The organism is Tessaracoccus sp. O5.2, from assembly GCF_964266725.1.
Taxonomy (GTDB): Bacteria; Actinomycetota; Actinomycetes; order Propionibacteriales; family Propionibacteriaceae; genus Arachnia; species Arachnia lapidicapta.
Genome location: NZ_CAXWGV010000053.1, coordinates 93212 through 114616 on the forward strand (window position 1 = coordinate 93212; position 21405 = coordinate 114616).

Annotated in this window: 19 protein-coding genes and 1 pseudogene; 3 read left to right on the forward strand and 17 right to left on the reverse strand. The window is 71.1% G+C overall.

Annotated elements, in window-relative coordinates; genetic code table 11:
• Nucleotides 1–15: 15 nt before the first annotated feature.
• The 6 genes from ACFQPD_RS13050 to modA all read right to left on the reverse strand — a co-directional run bounded on the left by ACFQPD_RS13050 (nucleotide 16) and on the right by modA (nucleotide 6119).
• A complete protein-coding gene (locus ACFQPD_RS13050; RefSeq protein ID WP_385901184.1) occupies nucleotides 16–960 on the reverse strand; it encodes an AEC family transporter in 945 nt (314 codons plus the stop codon).
• Between the two features lie 73 nt (nucleotides 961–1033).
• Complete coding sequence (gene purM / locus ACFQPD_RS13055; protein WP_385901186.1) at nucleotides 1034–2077, reverse strand: phosphoribosylformylglycinamidine cyclo-ligase; 1044 nt, start codon at nucleotides 2075–2077, stop codon at nucleotides 1034–1036.
• The gene (purF, locus tag ACFQPD_RS13060; RefSeq protein ID WP_385901187.1) at nucleotides 2074–3504 is read right to left on the reverse strand and encodes an amidophosphoribosyltransferase; all 1431 of its coding nucleotides are present in this window, start codon (nucleotides 3502–3504) and stop codon (nucleotides 2074–2076) included. The genes purM and purF overlap by 4 nt, the downstream gene beginning before the upstream one ends.
• Nucleotides 3505–3572: 68 nt before the next feature.
• Nucleotides 3573–4628: a sulfate/molybdate ABC transporter ATP-binding protein gene (locus ACFQPD_RS13065; RefSeq protein WP_385901188.1), complete on the reverse strand. Its 1056-nt coding sequence runs from the start codon at nucleotides 4626–4628 to the stop codon at nucleotides 3573–3575.
• Nucleotides 4621–5403 (reverse strand): ABC transporter permease, encoded by a 783-nt coding sequence (locus ACFQPD_RS13070; protein ID WP_385901189.1) that lies wholly within the window; start codon nucleotides 5401–5403, stop codon nucleotides 4621–4623. Before ACFQPD_RS13070 ends, ACFQPD_RS13065 begins: the two co-directional genes overlap by 8 nt.
• On the reverse strand, nucleotides 5400–6119 hold the full coding sequence (modA, locus tag ACFQPD_RS13075; protein ID WP_385901190.1) for a molybdate ABC transporter substrate-binding protein: 720 nt from the start codon (nucleotides 6117–6119) through the stop codon (nucleotides 5400–5402). Before modA ends, ACFQPD_RS13070 begins: the two co-directional genes overlap by 4 nt.
• Before the next feature lie 58 nt (nucleotides 6120–6177).
• Here modA and ACFQPD_RS13080 point away from each other — a divergent pair, with 58 nt between their 5' ends.
• On the forward strand, nucleotides 6178–6693 hold the full coding sequence (locus tag ACFQPD_RS13080) for a molybdenum cofactor biosynthesis protein B (RefSeq protein ID WP_078920143.1): 516 nt from the start codon (nucleotides 6178–6180) through the stop codon (nucleotides 6691–6693).
• A gap of 7 nt (nucleotides 6694–6700) precedes the next feature.
• On the opposite strand, the gene moaC is transcribed toward ACFQPD_RS13080, so the two are convergent.
• A complete protein-coding gene (moaC, locus tag ACFQPD_RS13085) occupies nucleotides 6701–7177 on the reverse strand; it encodes a cyclic pyranopterin monophosphate synthase MoaC (RefSeq protein ID WP_068752663.1) in 477 nt (158 codons plus the stop codon).
• A gap of 93 nt (nucleotides 7178–7270) precedes the next feature.
• On the opposite strand from moaC, the pseudogene ACFQPD_RS13090 reads away from it, so the two are divergent.
• Nucleotides 7271–7435: pseudogene (locus tag ACFQPD_RS13090) on the forward strand (SRPBCC domain-containing protein); the annotation flags it as partial.
• A 124-nt stretch (nucleotides 7436–7559) separates the two neighbouring features.
• On the opposite strand, the gene glp reads toward ACFQPD_RS13090, so the two are convergent.
• The 10 genes from glp to moaA all read right to left on the reverse strand — a co-directional run bounded on the left by glp (nucleotide 7560) and on the right by moaA (nucleotide 20653).
• Entirely contained in the window at nucleotides 7560–8768 is a 1209-nt protein-coding gene (gene glp / locus ACFQPD_RS13095; RefSeq protein ID WP_385901191.1) for a gephyrin-like molybdotransferase Glp, read from the reverse strand.
• The gene (locus ACFQPD_RS13100) at nucleotides 8768–9184 is read right to left on the reverse strand and encodes a molybdenum cofactor biosynthesis protein MoaE (protein ID WP_068752665.1); all 417 of its coding nucleotides are present in this window, start codon (nucleotides 9182–9184) and stop codon (nucleotides 8768–8770) included. The genes glp and ACFQPD_RS13100 overlap by 1 nt, the downstream gene beginning before the upstream one ends.
• A gap of 337 nt (nucleotides 9185–9521) precedes the next feature.
• On the reverse strand, nucleotides 9522–10910 hold the full coding sequence (locus ACFQPD_RS13105) for an MFS transporter (RefSeq protein ID WP_385901193.1): 1389 nt from the start codon (nucleotides 10908–10910) through the stop codon (nucleotides 9522–9524).
• A complete protein-coding gene (locus tag ACFQPD_RS13110) occupies nucleotides 10907–12250 on the reverse strand; it encodes a nitrate/nitrite transporter (RefSeq protein WP_385901195.1) in 1344 nt (447 codons plus the stop codon). Before ACFQPD_RS13110 ends, ACFQPD_RS13105 begins: the two co-directional genes overlap by 4 nt.
• 76 nt (nucleotides 12251–12326) lie before the next feature.
• Complete coding sequence (narI, locus tag ACFQPD_RS13115) at nucleotides 12327–13088, reverse strand: respiratory nitrate reductase subunit gamma (RefSeq protein WP_385901196.1); 762 nt, start codon at nucleotides 13086–13088, stop codon at nucleotides 12327–12329.
• A 3-nt stretch (nucleotides 13089–13091) separates the two neighbouring features.
• Nucleotides 13092–13697: a nitrate reductase molybdenum cofactor assembly chaperone gene (gene narJ / locus ACFQPD_RS13120; RefSeq protein WP_385901197.1), complete on the reverse strand. Its 606-nt coding sequence runs from the start codon at nucleotides 13695–13697 to the stop codon at nucleotides 13092–13094.
• Nucleotides 13697–15277 carry a nitrate reductase subunit beta gene (gene narH, locus ACFQPD_RS13125; protein ID WP_068752670.1) on the reverse strand — a complete coding sequence of 527 codons (1581 nt, stop codon included), beginning with the start codon at nucleotides 15275–15277 and terminating at the stop codon, nucleotides 13697–13699. Before narH ends, narJ begins: the two co-directional genes overlap by 1 nt.
• On the reverse strand, nucleotides 15277–18990 hold the full coding sequence (locus ACFQPD_RS13130) for a nitrate reductase subunit alpha (protein ID WP_385901199.1): 3714 nt from the start codon (nucleotides 18988–18990) through the stop codon (nucleotides 15277–15279). Before ACFQPD_RS13130 ends, narH begins: the two co-directional genes overlap by 1 nt.
• Before the next feature lie 78 nt (nucleotides 18991–19068).
• Nucleotides 19069–19629, reverse strand: a complete 561-nt coding sequence (locus ACFQPD_RS13135) for a molybdenum cofactor guanylyltransferase (protein ID WP_385901200.1) — start codon at nucleotides 19627–19629, stop codon at nucleotides 19069–19071.
• Between the two features lie 4 nt (nucleotides 19630–19633).
• Nucleotides 19634–20653, reverse strand: coding sequence for a GTP 3',8-cyclase MoaA (gene moaA / locus ACFQPD_RS13140; protein ID WP_385901201.1), 1020 nt, complete (start codon nucleotides 20651–20653; stop codon nucleotides 19634–19636).
• Between the two features lie 56 nt (nucleotides 20654–20709).
• On the opposite strand from moaA, the gene ACFQPD_RS13145 reads away from it, so the two are divergent.
• Nucleotides 20710–21363, forward strand: a complete 654-nt coding sequence (locus ACFQPD_RS13145) for a helix-turn-helix transcriptional regulator (protein WP_385901202.1) — start codon at nucleotides 20710–20712, stop codon at nucleotides 21361–21363.
• Nucleotides 21364–21405 lie beyond the last annotated feature (42 nt).

Below are 21405 nucleotides of genomic sequence, written 5' to 3' on the forward strand. Positions count from 1 at the left end.
GGGACGGGCGGCCCGTCAGCCGACGGTCGCCATGACGTAGGCGACGAACGTCACCACACTCACCACGGTGTACAGGCTGAGCACGTTGTTGGCGTAGATGGTCTCGACGGCGCGCTCCCGCGGCAGGAAGATCGGCACGATGAACGGCGGCGGCAGGATGAACAGCATGAACACCGCGGCGCGGACCGGCTGACCGAGCCCGAGCCACTGTCCCGCGACGACCTCCGACAGCAGCACGGCCAGGGCGAGCGTCGTCACGTACCGCGCGGCGACCAGCGGCGCGGCGGCCTTCGCACCCGCACGCGTGAGCCTGGTGCCGTAGCCGACCACGAGGAGGATCAGGGGGACGATGACCGCCGCCAGGTACTCGAGGCTGCGTAACACTCCCCCACCGACCGGGTTGTCGGCCAGCAGCCCGCGCCACCCGAGCACGTTGAGCAGCAGGCCGGCCGCGATGGCGATGATCACGGGCGACTTGACGAACGACAGGAGCGTCTCGGACAGGGACACCGCGCCGTCGCTCTGGCGTTTGAGCAGGGTGACGTACACGAACCAGATGAAGAACTCGTGGCCGAGCCCGACGATGGCGGCGCTCGGCACCTCGGCCACGCCGTAGGCGGCCGTGTAGAGCGCCAGGCCCACCATGCCGAACTCGAATCCGGTGAACAGGAACGGCGCGACGCGGGGCGCGTGGAGCAGCCGCCCGACCGCGACGCCCAGCGCGAGCAGCGCGACGCAGGCCAGCGGCACGATCACGATGAGCGCCAGGTACGCGGCCTGGAACTCCATGGACAGGAAGGCGGTGAACAGCACGGCGGGGAGCACGACAGTGACGATGAGCCGCTTGAAGCCCTCGACCACGACGTCGTCGAGCACACGCAGGTGCCGCAGCACGGCGCCGAGCACGATCAGCGCGACGATGGGGATGACGCCCGTGAGCGTCTCCGCGATGGTGCCCATGGATTCCTCGTTCGACGGTGGGGGGACACCTGCACCCTAACGAGTGGGGCGGCGGCGCCGGCCCCGGCCCCCGCTAGACGAGGACGGCGTCGCCCGGACCCTCGGAGGCCTCGATACGGCCCAGGACCCACGACTCGACGCCGCGGCCCGCCAGGCGGGCAAGAGCCGCGTCCACCTGGTCCTGGGGCAGGATGGCGACCATGCCGACGCCCATGTTGAGGGTGGCGTCGATGTCGGCCTGCGAGATCCGCCCGACCCGCTGCACGAGCTGGAAGATCGCGGGCGGGGTCCAGCTGGAGCGCTGCAGCACCGCGACCATGTCGCCGGGGATGACCCGGGCGAGGTTGTTGGCGAGGCCGCCTCCGGTGATGTGGCTCATGGCGTGCACCTCGACCTGTCCGATGAGGTCCAGGACGTCGAGCGCGTAGATGCGGGTGGGCTCGAGCAGCTCCTCGCCGAGCGTGCGGCCGAGCTCGTCGACGTGCCGGTCCAGCGCCCAGCCGGCGCCCGACAGCAGGACGTGCCGCACCAGGGAGTAGCCGTTGGAGTGCAGGCCCGACGCGGCCATGGCGACGACGGCGTCACCGACGCGGACCCGCTCGGGGCCGAGGATCTTCGAGCGCTCCACGACGCCCGTGGTCGCGCCGGCGATGTCGTACTCATGCGGCTGCAGGAGGCCCGGGTGCTCGGCGGTTTCGCCGCCGACGAGCGAGCAGCCTGCCGCGAGGCAGCCGTCGGCGATGCCCTTGACGATGTCCGCGATGCGCTCCGGCACGACCTTGCCGCAGGCGATGTAGTCGGTGACGAACATCGGCTCGGCGCCGCAGACCACGAGGTCGTCGACCAGCATGCCGATGAGGTCGATGCCGATGGTGTCGTGCTTGTCCATGGCCTGCGCCACGGCCACCTTGGTGCCGACGCCGTCGGTGGAGGTGGCGAGCACCGGGTGCTGGTAGCCCTTGAGCGCCGACGCGTCGAAGAAGCCGGCGAACCCGCCGAGCCCGCCGAGCACCTCGGGGCGCCGGGTGGCGGCGACGTGGGCCTTCATGAGGTCGACGGCGCGGTCGCCGGCCTCGATGTCGACGCCCGCGGCGGCGTAGGCGCTCGTGTCGCTCATGACCTCTCCTCCAGTTTCAGCAGCTCGGCCTGGGCCGGCGGGATGGCGACGGGATACTGCCCGTCGAAGCAGGCCCGGCAGAGCTGGTCGGCCGGCACCCGGGTGGCGGCGGTCAGCCCGTCGAGCGAGATGTAGCCCAGCGAGTCGGCGCCGAGCGAGCGGCGGATCTCCTCCACGGTGAGCCCGGGGGCGATGAGCTCGGCGCGGGTGGCGAAGTCGATGCCGTAGAAGCACGGCCACTGCACCGGCGGCGACGAGATCCGCACGTGCACCTCGCGGGCGCCGGCCTCGCGCAGCATGCGCACCAGGGCGCGCTGCGTGTTGCCGCGGACGATGGAGTCGTCGACGACGACCAGCCGCTTGCCCTCGATGACCTCGCGCAGCGGGTTCAGCTTGAGCCGGATGCCCAGCTGCCGGATGGTCTGGCTGGGCTGGATGAAGGTGCGGCCCACGTAGGCGTTCTTGACCAGGCCCTGTCCGTAGGGGATGCCGGAGGCCTGCGCGTAGCCGATGGCCGACGGCGTGCCGGACTCCGGCACAGGGATGACGAGGTCCGCGTCGACGGGGTACTCCTCGGCGAGGCGCTGCCCGATGCGCACCCGGACGGCGTGGACGCCGTGACCGGCGATCGTCGTGTCCGGGCGGGCGAGGTAGACGTACTCGAAGATGCAGCCCTTCGGCCGCGCCTCCGCGAACCGGGCGGAGCGCAGGCCGCGTTCGTCGATGGCGAGGAACTCGCCGGGCTCGACCTCGCGGACGAAGCTGGCCCCGACGATGTCCAGGGCCGCGGTCTCGGACGCCACGACCCAGCCGTTCGCCAGCCGCCCGACCACCAGCGGCCGGATACCCTGGGGGTCGCGGGCGGCGAAGAGGGTCCGCTCCGTCATGAAGGTGAGGCAGAAGGCGCCCTGCAGGCGGGGCAGGACCTTCATGGCGACCGACTCGATCGGCTCGTCGCCGAAGCTCGCCATGAGGGCCGTGACCAGCGACGTGTCGTTGGTCGAGTCCATCGTCTTCTTCTCCGGCACCCGCTCCGTCGGATCGAGGTCGGCGAGCCAGGCCTCCAGCTCGTGCGTGTTGGTGAGGTTGCCGTTATGGGCCAGGGCGAGGCCGCCGTCGCGGGTGGCGCGGAAGGTGGGCTGCGCGTTGTGCCAGATGCTGGCGCCGGTGGTCGAGTAGCGGGTGTGGCCGATGGCGAGGCGTCCCGGCAGCGACTTCAGCGTCGCCTCGTTGAACACCTGGCTGACCAGGCCCATGTCCTTGTAGACCATGATCCGCTGCTGGTCGCTGACCGCGATGCCGGCGGACTCCTGGCCGCGGTGCTGCAGCGCGAAGAGGCCGAAGAACGTCAGCTGCGCGACGTCCTCGTCGGGCGCCCACACCCCGAAGACGCCGCACTCTTCCTTGGGACCGTCGTAGCCGAGCACGCGCCAGACTCTACCTGCTGCCGGCTGGGGCGGCCTCCTCCGCCCATCCGGCCGCTCGCCGGATGCGCTCAGCCGGGGTGCAGTGCGACCTGGGTGGCCTTCACCACGGCGAGCACGTCGTCGCCCGGCGCGAGCGCCAATTCCCGCACCGACGCCGGCGTGAGGTCCGCCGCGATACGCTGCCCTGCCACCGCGAGCGTCACCCGCTGGACCGGCCAGCGGTCCTCGACGGCGACCACGACGGCGGGCATTTCGTTGCGCGGACTGCCGTGCGTTGCCGCGCGGTACACGGCGACCGCGGCGGGCGCGAAGACGGCCCGCGCCGGCCCGGGCGGGAGATCGCCGTCCACGGCGCCGGCGATGGCGATCGTCGGCGCGAGCCACACCCGGGCGTCGCCGCGGGTGTCGCCGTGCAGGAGGTTGACGCCGACGAATCCGGCGAGGAAGGCCGACGCCGGCCGCTGGCAGAGATCGTCGACGTGGCCCTCGGCGGTCACGCGTCCGCCGGTGAGTTCGACCATGCGGTCGGCCAGCGCCACGACGTCGAGCAGGTCGTGGGTCGCGATGACGGTGGTGACGCCGCGCAGCCGGGTGCGCAGGAGCCGACGGAGTTCGGGGGCGACACCGGCGTCCAGGGCAGCGAGGGGCTCGTCGAGGAGGAGGACCTCGGGGTCGGTCGCCAACGCCCGCGCCAGGGCGACGCGCTGCTGCTGCCCGCCGGAGAGCTCGCGGGGCCGGCTGCCGGCGAGGTCGGCGCATCCGACGGCGGCGAGCTCGGCGGCGGCCCTCGCCCTGGCCGCGCGCCGGTCGCGGCCTCGCGCCCGGAGGCCGAACGCGACGTTGTCGACGACGGTGAGGTGCGGGAAGAGCAGGGCGCGCTGCTCCAGGTAGCCCACCGCCCGGCGGTGCGGGGGGATGTGGACATCGGGCCCGGTCAGTGTGCGCCCGTGCACCGTCACCTCCCCGTCGTCGGGTACGAGGTCGCCGGAGATGAGCTGCAGCAGGCTCGACTTGCCCGCGCCGTTGGGACCGACGACGGCCAGCATGGAGCCCTCGGGGACCGTGACGTCGACGTCGAGGCCGCGTGCGGCGTGCCTGGCCCGCACGCGGATGGCCTCACCCATGGGTCCTGCCCAGCCTGGCGGCGGCCGCGACGACCAGCGCGGAGACGCCCAGCAGCACGATGGCGAGCGCGAGCGCCAGGTCCGTGTCCGACTCGCGCAGGAGGTAGATCTCCAGCGGCAGGGTCCGCGTCACGCCCTGCAGGGATCCGGCGAACGTGAGGGTTGCGCCGAACTCCCCGAGCGCCCGCGCGAAGGACAGCGCGGTGCCCGACAGGATTGCGGGCGCCACCAGCGGCACCGTCACCCGGGCGAGCACGTACGACGGCGACGCGCCGAGGCGGGCGGCCGCGCGCTCCATGTCGGTGCCGGCGGTGCGCAGCGCCCCCTCCAGCGAGACCACGAGGAACGGAAGCGCCACGAATGTCTGCGCCACCACGACGGCGGCCGTGGTGAACCCGATCTCGACGCCGAACACCGCCAGCGGCTGCCCCAGGAGCCCGCGCCTGCCGAGCGTCGTGAGGAGAGCCAGGCCCGCCACCACCGGAGGCAGCACCATCGGGACCGTGAGCAGCGTCCGGGCGGCCGCCACCCATCGACCCCGCGCGCGGGCCAGGACCAGGGCCGTCGGGACGCCCAAGACCAGGCAGATGACGGTGGAGGCGGCGCAGGTGGCGAGGCTGAGCAGGAGCGCGTCGCGGGACCGGTCGGAGGCGAGCAGCTCCCCCAGCCGGGCCCACGGGGCGCGAGCCAGCAGGCCCGCCAGGGGAATGACAAGCAGCGCCATCGCGAGCGCGAACGGGAGCCACGCCCAGCGCGGCAGGCCTGCGCCGGTCATCGCGGCGGCCCGAATCCGGCGGCCCGAAGGTCCGCCTGCCATGGACCGGCGAGGGCGGCCACGAAGGCCTCGGCGCCCTCCGGGTGCGGCGCCTGTGCGACGACGCCCGCCCAGTACGTGTTGGGGTCGGCCGCCGCTCCCGGGATCTCCATGGCGGTCACCGCGTCGCTGGCCAGCGCGGCGTCGGTGGCGTAGACGATCCCGGCGTCGGCCTCGCCGGAGGCCACCTTCCCCAGCACGTCGGTGACCTTGAGCTCCTCCGAGACCGGGTCGAGGCGCACGCCGGCCGCCTCGGCCAGCCGCCGGGCACCGGACCCGCAGGGGACCTCCGGGGCGCAGACCACCAGCCTGGTGTCCGCGAGCGAGCCGTCGAAGCCAGTGACGCGGGCCGGGTTGTCGGCGGGCACGACGAGCACCAGGCGGTTGGTGGCGACCATGACGGGCTCGCCGTCGAGCAGGCCCTCCTCCGCGGCGGCCAGCATGGTGGCGTGGTCGGCCGAGACGAAGACGTCGGCCCGGGCCCCCGAGCGGAGCTGGTCGAGCAGGCCGGTGGAGCCGTCGAAGCTGAAGCGCGCGGTGTCGTCGAGGTGGGGCAGCACGGTGCTGAGCGAGGACGCCGCGAAGACCACCGGCGCGTCGCCCTGGGCCGGCTGGCCGCAGCCGGCGAGCGCCGCGACGGCGACCAGCGCACCCACCCGCTGCCCGATCGTCGCCATGGGCGGCACGCTAGCACCGCGGCTCCGCCGGGGTCACCCGCACATTAGGCTGGCCGACATGCCGTACCGCGCCACCGTCATCACCTGCTCCGACCGGGCCGCCGACAACGTCTATGAGGATCGCTCCGGCCCGGTGCTGCGTGAGGCCCTCGACGGGCTGGGTTTCGATGTCGCGGAGGCCGTGATCGTCCCCGACGAGGCCGAGGTGATCGCGACCGAGATCCGGCTGGCGGTGGCCGACGGCGCGCGGGTCGTGCTCACCACGGGCGGCACCGGGGTCGGTCCCCGCGACGTCACCGTCGAGGCGACCCGCCCCCTGCTGACGTACGAGGTTCCGGGTGTCGCGGAGGCCGTCCGCAGCCTCGGCTCGGCCAACACGCCGCTGTCGTGGCTCTCGCGGGGCCTGGCAGGCGTGATCGAGCAGGACGGGAACCGGGCCTTCGTGTTCAACGCGCCCGGGTCGCGGGGCGGGGCCAGGGACGCGATCGCGGTGCTCGGCCCCCTGCTGGTGCACATCGTGCAGCAACTCGACGGGGCCGACCACGACCTCAGCCGCCCGGCCAGCCAGGGCTGAGGCGAGGTCAGGACTGCGCCGGGCGCGTCCAGTCCCCCGAGCGGCCGCCGCTCTTCGCGGTGATCCGCGCCGACACGATCTCCGCGGACCGGTCAACGCCCTTGACCATGTCGACGACGGCGAGCGCCGCGACGGTCACCGCGGTCAGCGCCTCCATCTCGACGCCGGTGCGGTCCGCCGTGCGCACCGTCGCCTCGATGTCGACGCCCTCCTCGACGATGGTCAGGTCGACGACGGCGCCGTGGACCCCGATGACGTGGGCCAGGGGCAGCAGGTCCGGTACCTTCTTCGTCGCCGCGATGCCGGCGACGCGGGCGACGGCCAGCACATCGCCCTTCGGCACCGTGCCGCCCCGCAGCGCGGCGACGACGTCGGCCGAACACCGGACCGTCGCGACCGCGGTGGCGGACCTGACGGTGGGCTGTTTGGCGGTGACGTCGACCATGCGGGCCTGGCCGCGGGCGTCGAGATGCGTGAACTCCATGTGCCCAGCCTGTCAGGTTCGCAGGCTCTCACCAAGACACCCCCGGATCCAGCTCAAACACGTCGTCGAGAGCGACTCCACGAAAGGCTGACAATGAGCACCACCGTCGTCTACAGCATCTACATCAAGGCCCCCGCCCAGCGGATCTGGAAGGCCCTCACCACTCCCGAGGACACCTCCCGCTGGGGCTACGGCGGCAGCGTCGAGATCGATCCCCATCCCGGCGGCGACTACCGGAGCCTCAGTACCGAGGAAATGAAGCAGATGGGCATGGGCGACATGGCCGGTCGCTGCTGGAGACCGGGCAGTCGATGGACGAACTCGCGGGCTGACCGGTGCGGGCGTGCCGGGTGTGCCGGGTGTCGAGCCCCGGCGCGCCCGCTCAGGCGCGAGTGCGGTGCACCGCGACGACGTCGCCCGGCGACACACCATCGACGTCCTCGGCGACGACGGCGAGCCCGTCGGCCAGGTGCAGCGACGCCACCAGGTGTGAACCCGATCCCAGGCGATGCGCCGGCCGCACCGCGCCGTCGACGATGCGCACGGGCGTGTACTGCCGCCGCCCGGGCGGGCTGCGCCACCCCTCGGCCACCGGCAGGTCCGCGCCCGGCCAGGACGGGGGAAGCCCCTGGAACGCCGCGATGAGGGGGCGGAGGAACGCGTACGAACTCACGTAGACGCTGACGGGGTTGCCGGGCAGGGCCAGGAACGCCACGCCACGGCCGTCCGGATCGCGCAGGGTCCCGCACGCCTGGGGCTTGCCCGGCTGCATGGCGACCTTGACGAACTCGATCCGGTCCTCGACCACCTGGCGCACGACCTCAAACGCCCCGACCGAGACCCCGCCGGTCGTGACGACGATGTCCGCGGCCACGGCATCGTCCATGGCGGCGGCGAAGCGTGCGGGGTCGTCGTCGACCGCGCGGCACAGCACCACCTCGCCGCCGAACCGCTCGACGAGCCCGGCCACCAGGAGTGAGTTCGAGTCCGGGATCTGGCCGAAGCCCACGGCCGCGCCGGGCGCGACCAGCTCGGAGCCGGTGGCCAACACGGCCACCCGCGGGCGACGACGCAGCGGCACAGACCCGTACCCGATCGATGCGGCGGCCGCGGCCGCCTCGGGCGACCACACGGCGCCCGCGCGGAGGACGAGGTCGCCAGCCCGCACGTCCTCCCCGGCGCGACGCACATGGCGCCCCGCGGATGCCGAGTCCCGGACGACGACACTCGACGGAAGCGGCGCCGCGCCCATCGGTTGGTCCGTCAGCTCGACGGGGACGACGGCGTCGGCGCCGGGAGGCAGCGGGGCGCCCGTCATGATCCGGGCCGCCTCGCCGGACCCCACCGTCGGCGTGCCCGTGGCGCCCGCGGGGATGTCGCCGACGACCCGCAGCACGGCGCCGGGTGCGCAGTCGGCGGCCCGCACGGCGAAGCCGTCCATGGCCGAGTTGTCGAACGGCGGCACCGCGAGGCGCGCGGGCAGGTCCTGGGCGAGGACCCGGCCCCACCCGTCGCCGATGGGCGTGTCCTCCGCGGGGAGGACCGTGGCGAGGCCGAGCACCCGGTCCAGATAGTCCTCGACGCTCAGCATCACGGGCACATCGACCACTCGTGCGTGCCGTCGGCGAGGAACTGCTTCTTCCAGATCGGCAGGCGCTCCTTGACGAGCTCGACGAGGTCGGATGCGCAGCCAAACGCCTGCGCCCGGTGCGACGCGGCGACGGCGACGAACAGCGCCACTCCCCCGATGCCGAGCGTGCCGACGCGGTGCTGCGCCGCGATCGCGTGCACGCCCTCCCGGTCCGCGAACTCGGCGACCAGATCCCGCATGACAGCGTCCGCCGTCGGATGGCCGACATACTCGATGCCCGTCACCGCGACGCCGTGGTCGTGGTTGCGCACGATGCCGCCGAACGTGACGACGGCGCCCGCGCGGTCGTCGCTGACGAACGCGGTGAGCGCGGCCACGTCGACGTCGTCGGCCGTCACCCCTGCGAGTTGCTTCACACTGACCAGCCTAACTGCGAGTCGTCGTCGTGGATCCGGCTGTTGTCCAACGCCCTGGAGCGGCGGCGCCTGCCCTAGCGCGGGACGCCTGCCTTGGCGCGGGACGCCTGCCCGAGCGCGGGACGCCTGCCCGAGCGCCGGGGCCGCCTGCCTTAGCGCGGGGCGCCTGCGCTAGAAAGCAGGCGGCGCGACGTTAGGCAGGCGCTCACCGGGAGCCTGCGCTCTAGTACAGGCGGCTGGACGTAAGGCAGGCGGCGGAGGGCAGGCGTCCAGCGTTAGGGCAGGCGTCTCGACGGAGGGCAGGCGCCTGGCGCCCGGGCAGGCGCCCGCGACACCGTCAGCTGGGCTTCGGGGCACCCGGCCGTGCGTAGCGGAACCACGTGATGGCGATGCACCCCACGGCCCAGACCGCTCCGACGGCGTAGAACAACGTCGGGCTCATGATGGTGAGGCCCACGCCGAACAGGAACGGCCCGAAGGCGGCGATCGCCGCGGTCCACCCGATCACGCCGCCGGCCTGCCGCTTCTCGAAGATCATCGGCATCTGCTTGAACGTGGACGCGTTGCCGATGCCGGAGAACAGGAAGATCAGCAGCATGCCCCACAGGAACTGGTTGAAGTCGCCCTGCAGCGCGGCGGCGCTGGAGGTGTCGGGCGTCAGCGCGGGCATGGTGAAGAGAATCGAGCCCAGCACGCCGATGCCGGAGATGAGCGTCCAGATGGCGCCGCCCATGCGGTCGGTCAGGGGCGAGAACAGGACGCGCGCCCCGGCGCCGACCAGCGGGCCGAGGAACACGAACTTGACCGGGTCCGGCAGGGTGTAGCCCTCGACGAGGATGGTGGCCGTGGTGCCGGAGCCCTCGACGATGTCGGTGTTGCCCGCGCCGTAGAGGTTGAGCATGAGCAGGCCGAACTGGGCAGACAGGCCCGAGAACGTGCCGAAGGTCATGATGTAGAGGATCGTCATCCACCAGGTGTCCTGGTTGCCGAAGATGTCGAACTGCTGCTTGATGTTGGCCTTGATCGGCACCGACCGCAGGACGATGTACGCCCAGATCGCGCCCGCGACGATGAACGGCAGGTAGACCAGCGCCGAGTTCTGGTACCAGACGACGACCGGCTCCTTGCCCGCGAGGGTCATCTGCTGCGAGCCCAGGAAGCCGAACATGCCGAACGTGATGAGCCAGGGCGTCAGGAGCTGCACCAGCGAGACGCCGAAGTTGCCGATGCCGGCCTGGAGCCCGAGGGCGGTGCCCTGCAGGCGCTTCGGGAAGAAGTACGAGGTGGAGGGCATGAAGCCGGAGAAGGCGCCGCCGCCGATGCCGGACAGGAACGCCAGCCCCATGAGGCGCCAGTACGGCACGTCCGGGTTGGTCACCTCGACGCCCCAGCCGAGGACCGGCAGGACGAGCAGCAGTGTGGTCAGGGTGACCATCTTGCGGGTGCCGATCTTGGGCGGCAGCACCATCCACACCAGGCGCAGCAGGCCGCCGGAGAGGCCGGGCATGGCCGCCATCCAGTAGAGCTGCTCCTTCGTGAAGTCGAAGCCGAGCGCGTTGAGCTTGGGCACGATGGCGCTGGGGAGGAACCACGCCACGAAGCACAGCGTCAGCGTGAACGTGGTGACGGCAAGGGTGTTCCAGGCGAGCTTGCTGTCCCACTTCTGGGGATCCTCCGGATCCCAGGACTGGAGCCAGTCGCCCTTCGTCTCGAGCTTGGTGCTCATGACTTGGCCTCCTCAAGGGGAAGTTCGATGGTGCCGGCGAGTTCGGGGGACTTGTCGTGCAGCATCTTGACGATGGTGAGGTGCATCCACGCCGCGCAGATGACGGTCAGGACGAAGATGACGAAGAAGGTGCTGGTCGGGAACCCGGACCACGCCTTCGTGTACGCGAACAGGGGCGGCAGGATGAACCCGCCCAGGCCGCCGAGCGTTCCGACGAGGCCGCCGACCGAACCGACGTTGTCGGGGAAGTACTCCGGGATGTGCTTGAACACCGCAGCCTTGCCCAGACCCATCGCACAGCCCAGCAGGAACACGAGCAGCGCGAAGAACCACACGTTAAGGCTGTAGGCGAGATGCTCGGTCTGGGTCCCGTCGGCGTGGTCGATGACGATATGCCCGTTGGGCATCATGAGGACACCGGAGGTCAGGAGCATGAGTCCGAAGGTCCAGTACATGACGCGCCGCGCCCCGTAGCGGTCCGACAGCCACCCCCCGACGGGCCGCAGCAGTGAGGCCGGGAAGATGAATGTGGCCGTCAAAAGGCCGGCGGTGGTCAGCGACACGTCGAAGTTGTCGACGTAGTACTTCGGCAACCAGGCCGACAGCGCCACGTAGGCGCCGAACACCGCGACGTAGTAGAGGCTGAACCGCCACACGCGCATGTGCTTGAGCGGCAGCAACATCTCTCGGAGGGGCTTCCCGCGCCCAGGCGCGCGGTCGACGTGCGGCACCACGAGCCACGTGATGACGCCGACGACAAGCAGCAGCACCGCGTAGATCACGGGCACCAGTCGCCAGCCGCCCTCGATGCCGAACGCATAGGTGACCCCGGCGGTGCCGGCGATGAGCGGCGGCCCGATGAACTTGGTCACCGACGCCCCGACGTTGCCGGCGCCGAACACGCCCAGCGCCAGGCCCTGCCGCTCGCGGGAGTACCAGGCGGCGTTCCAGGTGGTGCCCACCGAGAACAGGTTCCCGGCGAAGCCGACGAGGAACGCAAGCGCGAGCAGCAGCGGGTAGCCGTCGGCCTTCGACACCAGGAACGTCGGGATCGCGGTGGCGAACAAGAGGAACAGCGTGACGCGCCGCCCGCCGATGCGGTCGGCGATGATGCCGGCGGGCAGCCGCCACATGGAGCCGTTGAGGACGGCGAGCGCGGAGATCCACGACAGCTCAACGTCGGTGAGGCCCAGTTCCTTCTGGATGGGCACTCCGAGGATGCCGAACATCAGCCACACCGCGAACATCACGGTGAAGGCGATGGTCGACATCGTCAGGACCCGGCCGGCGCCCTTGCCCGTCTCGTGGATGGGGGGCACCTCGATCAGGTGCTTGCTCACTGGTCTCCTGATGGTCGTCGGGGCAGGGTTCCTCCCGTCGGCGCGGCTGGGCCGGGCCGACGGCGGGGTCAGTGGGTCAGCGGCGGGAGCGCTGGTTGTCGGGGGTCCCGACCGGATCCCATCCGCGGCCCTTAACGGTCGCCGACTGCCGCGCGCCCTGAGCATCGCGGGACCGGTAGACGATGTAGGGCCGGAACAGGTAGTGGAACGGGGCCGAGAACGCGTGCACGAGTCGGGTGAACGGGATGATCGCGAACAGCAGCATGCCGACGACCACGTGCGTCTTGAACTGCCAGGTCGCTGCGCCCATCGCCTCGACATCGGGCTGGAACACGAACAGGGAGCGGAACCACACCGACACCGTCTCGCGGTAGTTGTGCTCCTCGCCCGTGGGCGTCGTGTCGCCGGTCAACGTGGCCACCATGCCGAGACCGATGACCGTGGCGAGCACCAGATACATGATCTTGTCGTTCCACGTCGTGGCCTTGAAGACCGCCGACGTCGAGCGGCGCCGCCAGATGAGCATCACGAGACCGACGATGAGCGCCAGCCCCGCCAGCCCGCCGCCGTACAGCGCCCCGGCGTGGTACGTGTGCTGATCGATGCCGATCCAGTCCGTGAACGCCTTGGGGATCAGCAGACCGACCAGGTGTCCCATGAGGACGGCGATGAGCGCGAAGTGGAAGATCGGCGAGCCGATCTTCAGCAGCTTCGATTCGTACAGCTGCGACGAGCGGGTCGTCCAGCCGAACTGGTCGAAGCGGTAGCGCCAGATGAGCCCGCCGACGAGCACCAGCACCACCACGTAGGGCAGGATCCCCCACAGCAGAACGTCCATCGCTTAGCTCCCTTGCAGTTGCGGGTAGGGCAGGAGGGTGGGCTCGAGCCCGACGGCCTCGGTGGGCGGTCCGCCCAGGAGGTCGCGGACCTCCGAGCGCGTGCGCGGAGACGGGCCGCCGAGAGCGCCACACACCGCCGCGACGACGCCGGCCTGCGGCAGCTTGTCCTCCGCGAGGCCGATGCGCAGCAACTCGAGGCTGGCCCGATAGGTGGTCAGCAGCGCCCGGCCGAGCTCCGGGTGCCCGACGGCGGCGAACTCCAGCACCATCGGCAGAAAGTCGGGCAACTCCCCGTCGAGGTCGACGACCAGGCCGGAGTCGCGGTACGTCTGCTTGATGGCGGCCAGCACCTCGCCGCGCCGGCGGGTGTCGCCGTCGGTCCAATAGGTCAGATGCAGCGCGTGCCGCCGGGACAGGTCGAACTCCTGGACGTGCCAGCCCTGCAGCTCCATGAGCGGCCGGCTCCGCAGGTGGGCGAACGTCGGCGCGAAGTCCTGGGCCGCGCCGGCCTCCGCGACCGCCTCCTCGATGAGAGGGAGACGGTCCAGCAGCTCCTGCTCGGGGTAGCTGAGCAGGAGCGCCGCCGCCTGGAATACGACCGCCGACATCATGCCCCGCTCGCGTCGCGCTGCCGCGCCCGCGCGTCGGCGAAGCTCTCGATGGCCACTGGAACGACCCGGCCGGACGACGTGCCGAACGGGCCGTCGCCGCCAGAGCCCGGTCCGCCCTCGAAGTCCAGGGAGCAGCCCATCTCCTCAAGGTTGTGCGCCTGCTCGCGGTGCGCCTTGGGGATGACGTAGCGCTCGTCGTACTTCGCGATCGCCAGGAGCCGGTACATCTGCTCCATCGCGCCCGGTTCCATGCCGACGGCGTGCGCCAGCTCCGGCTGCCGCTCGCGGCCCAGCGTCACGTCGCGCATGTAGGAGCGCATGGCGGCGAGCTTCTGCAGGACGAGCGTGACCACCTCGGTGTCGCCCGCCGTGAAGAGCTCCGCCAGGTATTCCACGGGGATACGCAGCGAGTCGATGGCCCCGAACAGGTTGCCGCCGGCCTCGGAGTCGTGGCCCTGCGCCTTGAGCAGGTCCACCACGGGCGACAGCGGCGGCACGTACCAGACCATGGGCATGGTGCGGTATTCGGGATGCAGCGGCAGCGCGACCTTGAAGTGCTTGATCAGCGCGTACACCGGCGACTTCTGGGCGGCGGCCAGCCAGTCGTTCGGGATGCCGTTGGCCTTCGCGTCGGCGATGACCTGCGGATCCGACGGGTCCAGCATGAGGTCCAGCTGCGCCTGGTAGAGGTCCTTGTCGTCGGCCAGCGCGGCCTTGGTGACCATGTCGGGGTCGTAGAGGATGATCCCGATGTAGCGCAGGCGGCCCACGCAGGTCTCCGAGCACACCGTCGGCAGGCCAACCTCGAGGCGCGGGTAGCACATGGTGCACTTCTCGGCCTTGCCGGAGCGGTGGTTGAAGTAGATCTTCTTGTACGGGCACCCGGTGATGCACTGGCGCCAGCCGCGGCACTTGTCCTGGTCGACCAGCACGATGCCGTCCTCGGCCCGCTTGTAGATCGCGCCGGAGGGGCAGGCCGCCATGCACGAGGGGTTCAGGCAGTGCTCGCAGATGCGCGGCACGTAGAACATGAACGTCTTCTCGTACTCGAACTTGATCTGCAGGTTGGCGTCCTCGCGGAGCTTCTTGACGATCGGGTCGTCCTGCCCCGTCTCGTGGATGCCGCCCAGCGCGTCGTCCCAGTTCGCGGAGGCCTTGATCGCCATGTTGTCGCCCGTGATGAGCGACTTGGGCCGAGCGACGGGGAAGTCGTCGCCGAGGGGGGCCTGCACCAGGTTCTCGTAGTCGTAGGTCCACGGCTCGTAGTAGTCGGTGAGCTCGGGCTGCACCGGCGAGGCGAAGATGCTCAGCAGCTTCTTGAACCGGCCGCCGGAGCGCAGCTTGAGCCGGCCCGACTTCGTCCGGACCCAGCCGCCCTGCCACTTCTCCTGGTCTTCGTAGGTGCGCGGGTAGCCCTGCCCCGGGCGGGTCTCCACGTTGTTGAACCACACGTATTCGGTGCCGGCCCGGTTGGTCCAGGCCTGCTTGCAGGTCACCGAGCAGGTGTGGCAGCCGATGCACTTGTCCAGGTTCATCACCATGGCCACCTGGGCCATCACGCGCCGCTGCTTGGCCATCAGTACTGGACCTCCTGGGAACGGCGCCGCACCGTCGACACGATGTCGCGCTGCACGCCGGTGGGACCGATGTAGTTGAAGGCGTACGCCTGGTGCGCGTATCCGCCGATGAGGTGGGTCGGTTTCAGCAGGATGCGGGTGACCGAGTTGTGGATGCCGCCGCGGCGGCCCGTGGCCTCCGACTTCGGCACGTCGATCGTGCGCTCCTGCGCGTGCTGCACGTAGCAGATGCCGTCCGGCAGCTTCGGCGTGACGACGGCACGGGCCACGAAGACGCCGTTGGCGTTGGTGAGCTCGATCCAGTCGTTGTCCTTGACCCCGATGCTGGCCGCGTCACCGACGCTCAGCCATGCCTGGGGTCCGCCACGGCCCAGGCTCAACATGAACAGGTTGTCCTGGTACTCGGAGTGGATCGACCACTTGTTGTGCACCGTCAGGTAGCGCAGCGTGATGGCCTTCTCCCCGTTCGGCCCGAGCTCCGGCTCCCCGTAGGCCTTGGTCATGTCCAGCGGCGGCCGGAACGTCGGCAACTGTTCGCCGGCGTCGGTCATCCAGTCGTGGTCGAGGAAGAAGTGCATCCGCCCCGAGAGGGTGTGCCACGGCTTGAGGCGCTCGGTGTTGATCGTGAAGGCGGCGTAGCGGCGGCCACCGGTCTCCGAGCCGGACCACTCCGGCGACGTGATGACCGGCTGCGGCGACTGCTGCGTCGCGGCGAACGTGATGAGCTTCTCCTCCGAGCCCAGCGACAGGTCGGCCAGCTTGCGGCCGGTCTTGCGCTCCAGGTCCCGGAAGCCCTGCGTGGCGAGCTCGCCGTTGGTGGTGCCCGAGAAGGTCAGGATCGCCTCGGCCATGCGCTGGTCCGTGTTGATGGCGGCCCGCCCAGCGGCGGGTCCCGACGGGTAGACGCCGTGCTTCTGCGCCAGCTGGTGCACCTGGTGCCCCACCTGGTACGTGATGTTCTTCACGGTGAAACCGAGCTTCTCGGCGAGCGGGCCGACGGTGAGCAGCTTGTCGGCGATCGCCGTGTAGTCGCGCTCGACGACGGCCAACACCGGCATGTTCTTCCCGGGCACGCCCTCGATGTCGGTCCCGCGCCAGTCCGGCACGTGCCCGCCCGGCTGCGCGATCTGACCCGGGGTGTCGTGCTGCAGCGCGACGGCGACCAGGTCGCGGCGCGTGTCGAGGCGGCCCTTGGCCAGCTGCGACAGCTTCAGCGCGAGTTCGGTGAAGACGTCGAAATCGCTCTTGGCCTCCCACGGCGGGTCGATCGCCGGCGTGAACGCGTGGACGTACGGGTGCATATCGGTGGAGCTCAGGTCGTACTTCTCGTACCACGTGGCCGCCGGCAGCACGATGTCGCTGAGCAGCGTCGAGCTGGTCATGCGGAAGTCCGCGGTGATGAGGAGGTCGAGCTTGCCCTCGGGGGCGTCGTCGTGCCAGCGCACCACCTCGGGCCGCTGGTCTGCGCCGTGGCCGTTCTCCATGACGTTGTTGTGCGTGCCGAGGAGGTGCTTGAGGAAGTACTCGTTGCCCTTGGCCGACGACCCGAACAGGTTGGACCGCCACAGGATCATGGTGCGCGGCCAGTTCTCCGGGGCGTCGATGTCCTCGACGGCGCTCTTCAGCTCGCCCGACTTGAGCTGCGCCGCGACGTAGGCCTGCGGCGTGGCGTACTCGCCGCGTGCGACGGCGGCCTCGGCCTCGTCGGCGAGCTCGAGCGGGTTGCGGTCGAACTGGGGGTAGAAGGGCATCCAGCCGAGGCGGTGCGACAGGGCGATGGCGTCTGCGGTGTGCGTCCCGTCGAGGCTGCCGGTCGACAGCGGCGACTTGATGCGGTCCGCCGAGAAGCCGTCGGTGCGCCACTGGTCGGTGTGCATGTACCAGTACGCCGTGCCGATCATGGTGCGCGGCGGGCGCGACCAGTCGAGCGCGTTGGCCATGTTGAACCAGCCCGTCATGGGCCGGCACTTCTCCTGGCCGACGTAGTGCGCCCACCCGCCGCCGTTGCGGCCGATGCAGCCGGTCATCATCAGCAGCGCGATGATGGCGCGGTAGGTGACGTCCGCGTGGAACCAGTGGCAGATGCCGGCGCCGATGATGATCATCGTGCGACCCTTGGACTCCTCGGAGTTCTGGGCGAACTCACGGGCGGTCCGGATGCAGGCCTCCGCGGGCACCGACGTGATCTCGGCCTGCCAGGCGGGCGTGTAGGGCACGGTGGCGTCGTCGTAGCCGGAGGGCCAGACGCCCGGGAGCCCGTCGCGGCCCACGCCGTACTGGGCGAGCATGAGGTCGAACACGGTCGTGACGAGGCGACCCTCGACCACGCGGGCGGGGACGCCGCGACGGATGACGCTGCCCTCCCCCTTCGGGTCCTCGAAGCAGGGCAGCGCGACCTCGACCATGTCGGCGTCGGCCTGGTCGATCAGGCTCAGCGCGGGGCGGATGTCCCCGAGGTCGAGGTTCCACTGGCCGGCGCCGTCCTCGGCGTACCGGTAGCCCATCGAGCCGTTGGGCACGGCCGGGCCCGCCGTCGCCTCGTCCCAGACGACCGTCTTGAAGGCGGCGTCACTGACGGCGGCGTGCGCGGGCAGGTCGGCCGCGGTGAGGAACTTGCCTGGCACCAGGCCGTGGCCGTCCGGGTGGTCGACCAGCGTGATGAGCATCCCGAGGTCGGTGTACTGCTTGACGTAGCTGTCGAAGTAGTCGACCTTCCGGTCGACGAAGTTCTCCTTGAGGATGACGTGGCCCATGGCCATGGCCAGGGCGGCGTCGGTGCCGGCCTGCGCGGGCAGCCACTCGTCGGCGAACTTGACGTTGTCGGCGTAGTCCGGGCTGACCGTGACGACCTTGGTGCCGCGGTAGCGGACCTCGGCCATCCAGTGGGCGTCGGGCGTGCGCGTCACCGGCACGTTGGAGCCCCACATCATGAGGTACGTGGCGTCCCACCAGTCGCCGGACTCGGGCACGTCGGTCTGGTCGCCGAAGACCTGGGGGCTCGCCACCGGCAGGTCGGCGTACCAGTCGTAGAAGCTGGTCATGGCGCCGCCGATGAGGTGCGTGAACCGGGTGCCGATCGCGTGGCTGACCATGCTCATGGCAGGGATGGGTGAGAAGGACACGCACCGGTCGGGGCCGTAGTGCTTGATGGTGTTGACGTAGGAGGCGGCCGCGATCTCGATGGCCTCTTCCCACGAGATGCGTACCAGGCCGCCCTTGCCGCGGGCCTGCTGGTACTTGCGTCGCTTGGCCGGATCGGTGGAGATCTCGCGGAACGCCTCGACGGGGTCCCCCAGGCGCTTCTTGGCCTCGCGGTACATCTCGATGAGGACGCCGCGGCCGTAGGGGTAGCGCACGCGCGTCGGCGAGTAGGTGTACCACGAAAAGGCGGCCCCACGGGGGCAGCCGCGGGGCTCGTACTCGGGGCGGTCCGGCCCCGTCGTCGGGTAGTCCGTCTGCTGGGCCTCCCAGGTGATGATCCCGTCCTTGACGTAGACCTTCCATGAGCAGGAGCCGGTGCAGTTGACGCCATGGGTGGAGCGGACCACCTTGTCGTGGCTCCAGCGGTCCCGGTAGAAGACGTCCCCGGCCCGGCCGCCCTCACGGAACACGGCCCGGCCGTCGTCGGTCTGGTCCCAGTGGGTGAAGAACCGGCCGATCTTCAACAGGGCATCGGAGGCGGGGCCGTCGACTCGCGCGGTGTCGGTGCTCATAGCGGTCAGCTTTCCATGCCGAGGACGGATACGTTCGAACTTCTCGGGAAAAAGCTATTACATGGCGTCGTAGAAGCGCTATTCGACACGTGCGGCGCGGGCCTGCTCCGGGGTGTCGATGTCGCGGGTGACCTCGGAGGACGCGGGCAACCGGCGCACGACGAGGGGCGCGAGCAGGCGGCGCACGGCCACGTCGCGCACAGTCGGGGCGGCCTCGACGACCCTGCGCAGAGATGCGACGAGGTACCGCCCAGCAAGGTACTGCGGCCAGCCCTCGTCGTCGACCAGCACGACACCGTCGTCGCCCCGCTGTGCGTCGGCGAGGGCGGCGACGACAGCCCACGGGTCGGCGAGGTCGGCCGCCAGCACCAGGGTCTCGACGGCGCCCTCCGGCAACGCCGCCACGGCCGCGGCCAGCCCGGCCGCGGGGCCGCCGTTCGGCGGGTCCTCCAGCACGACGGTGACCCCGGCCAGCGCGGGGTCCGACCGCTCGGGAGAGGCGACGACCACGCGCTCAGCCCACGCCGCAGCAGCCCGGACCGCCCGGCCCAGCAGCGTCTCGCCCTCCAGAGTCAGGGCCAGCTTGTCCGTGCCCATGCGCGAGGAGCGTCCCCCCGCCAGCACGACCGCGCAGCGCACGACCTCAGCCGCCGATGGCGCTCATGGTGCGCTGCGGCTGGACGAACCCCGGCTCGTCGATGCCGTGGGCCTTGGCCTTGCGCGCGTGCGCGCCGGTCCAGGCGGCGACGAGGTCGTCGTCCGATCCGCCGGAGCGCAGGATGCCGCGCAGGTCCGTCTCGGTGCGCGAGAACAGGCACGTGCGGACCTGACCGTCTGCCGTGACCCGCGTGCGGTCGCACGCGCCGCAGAACGGGTTGGTGACCGAGGCGATGACGCCGATGCGGCCGCCCGGTTGCGCGGCGTCGGCAGCCACGGCCCAGAGCTCGGCCGGCGCCGCCCCGCGCGGCTCGTCCAACGGCGTGAGGGCGAACCGCTCCCCCAGCGCGCCCAGGATCTCCGCTGCGGTGACCATCTGGCTGCGGTCCCATTCGCCGTGCGGGCCGAGCGGCATCTGCTCGATGAACCGGAGTTGGTGGCCGCGGGCCAGGCAGAATTCGGCCAGCGGGACGATGTCGGGCTCGTTCTCGCCGCGCATGATGACCGCGTTGACCTTCAACGGCCGCAGCCCGACCCTGTCCACGGCGTCGATGCTGGTCAGCACGTCGTGGAGGCGGTCGCGGCGGGCGAGGCGCGCGTAGCGGACAGGATCGAGCGAGTCGAGCGAGATGTTGACCCGGTCCAGCCCGGCCGCGGCCAGGCTCTCGATGCGCTTGTCCAGGCCAAGGCCGTTGGTCGTCAACGCGAGCTCGGGGCGACCATCGGGTCCGCGCAGGTCCGCGGCGGCGGCGACGATGCGCTCCAGGCCGGGGCGCAGGAGGGGCTCGCCGCCCGTGAACCGGATCCTGGTCACGCCGAGGCGCTCGACGGCGACGGCGATGACGCGGGCCACCTCGGCGTCGGTCAGCGTCTGTTCCGTGGGCAGCCAGGCGAGGCCGTCGGCGGGCATGCAGTACGTGCAGCGCAGGTTGCAGCGGTCGGTCAGTGACACGCGCAGATCGCGCGCGACCCTCCCGTACCCGTCCAACAGACCCGGCCCATGCATGGGGTGCAGCCTACCCCGCCCGAGTTACTCCACCATGCTCGTGAGAAACTGGGTCGGTGACGAGCGAACACCACGGCCTGGGGCCCACGCGGGCCCGCGTCCTGGCCCTGCTCCAGTCGGCCGCCGCGCCACTCAGCGTCGCCGACGTGGCCGACCAGCTCGGGCTGCACAAGAACTCCGCGCGGTTCCACCTGGAGGGGCTGCGCGAGGCCGGCTACGTCGACTGCACCACCGGCGCCACCGGCCACCTGGGCCGCCCACCGCTGCTGTTCACGGCGACGAGCGACTCCCCCAACGTCACGAACTCCCATCTCATGGAGCTGACCCAGGTCCTCATCCGCAGCTTCGTGTCGAGCCTGCCGGATGCGTCGCGGCTGGCGGAGGAGGCCGGCCGCTCGTGGGGGCGCGAGGTCAGCGACGACACGGAGCCGGCCACCGACGTGCTGGACGGTCTGGTCGCCCAGCTCGCCGAGCGCGGCTTCGGCACCATCCGGGGCGAGGACGCGCTCACCTTCACCCGCTGCCCCTTCCGCCCCGAGGTCGGCCTGGCGGAGCTGCCCGTCGTCTGCGCCATCCACCAGGGGTTCATCGACGGCTACCTGGACTCCTGCGGCGGAACGCACAGCGCCGATCGCATCCAGGTGGGGCCCCGGCTGTGCCACCTCGACCTGCATGACGCCGGCGCGCACATGCGCGTCGCGGCGAGCTGATCCCAAGGGACCGGCCCGCCGCGACGGTGGTGACAGTGGCGC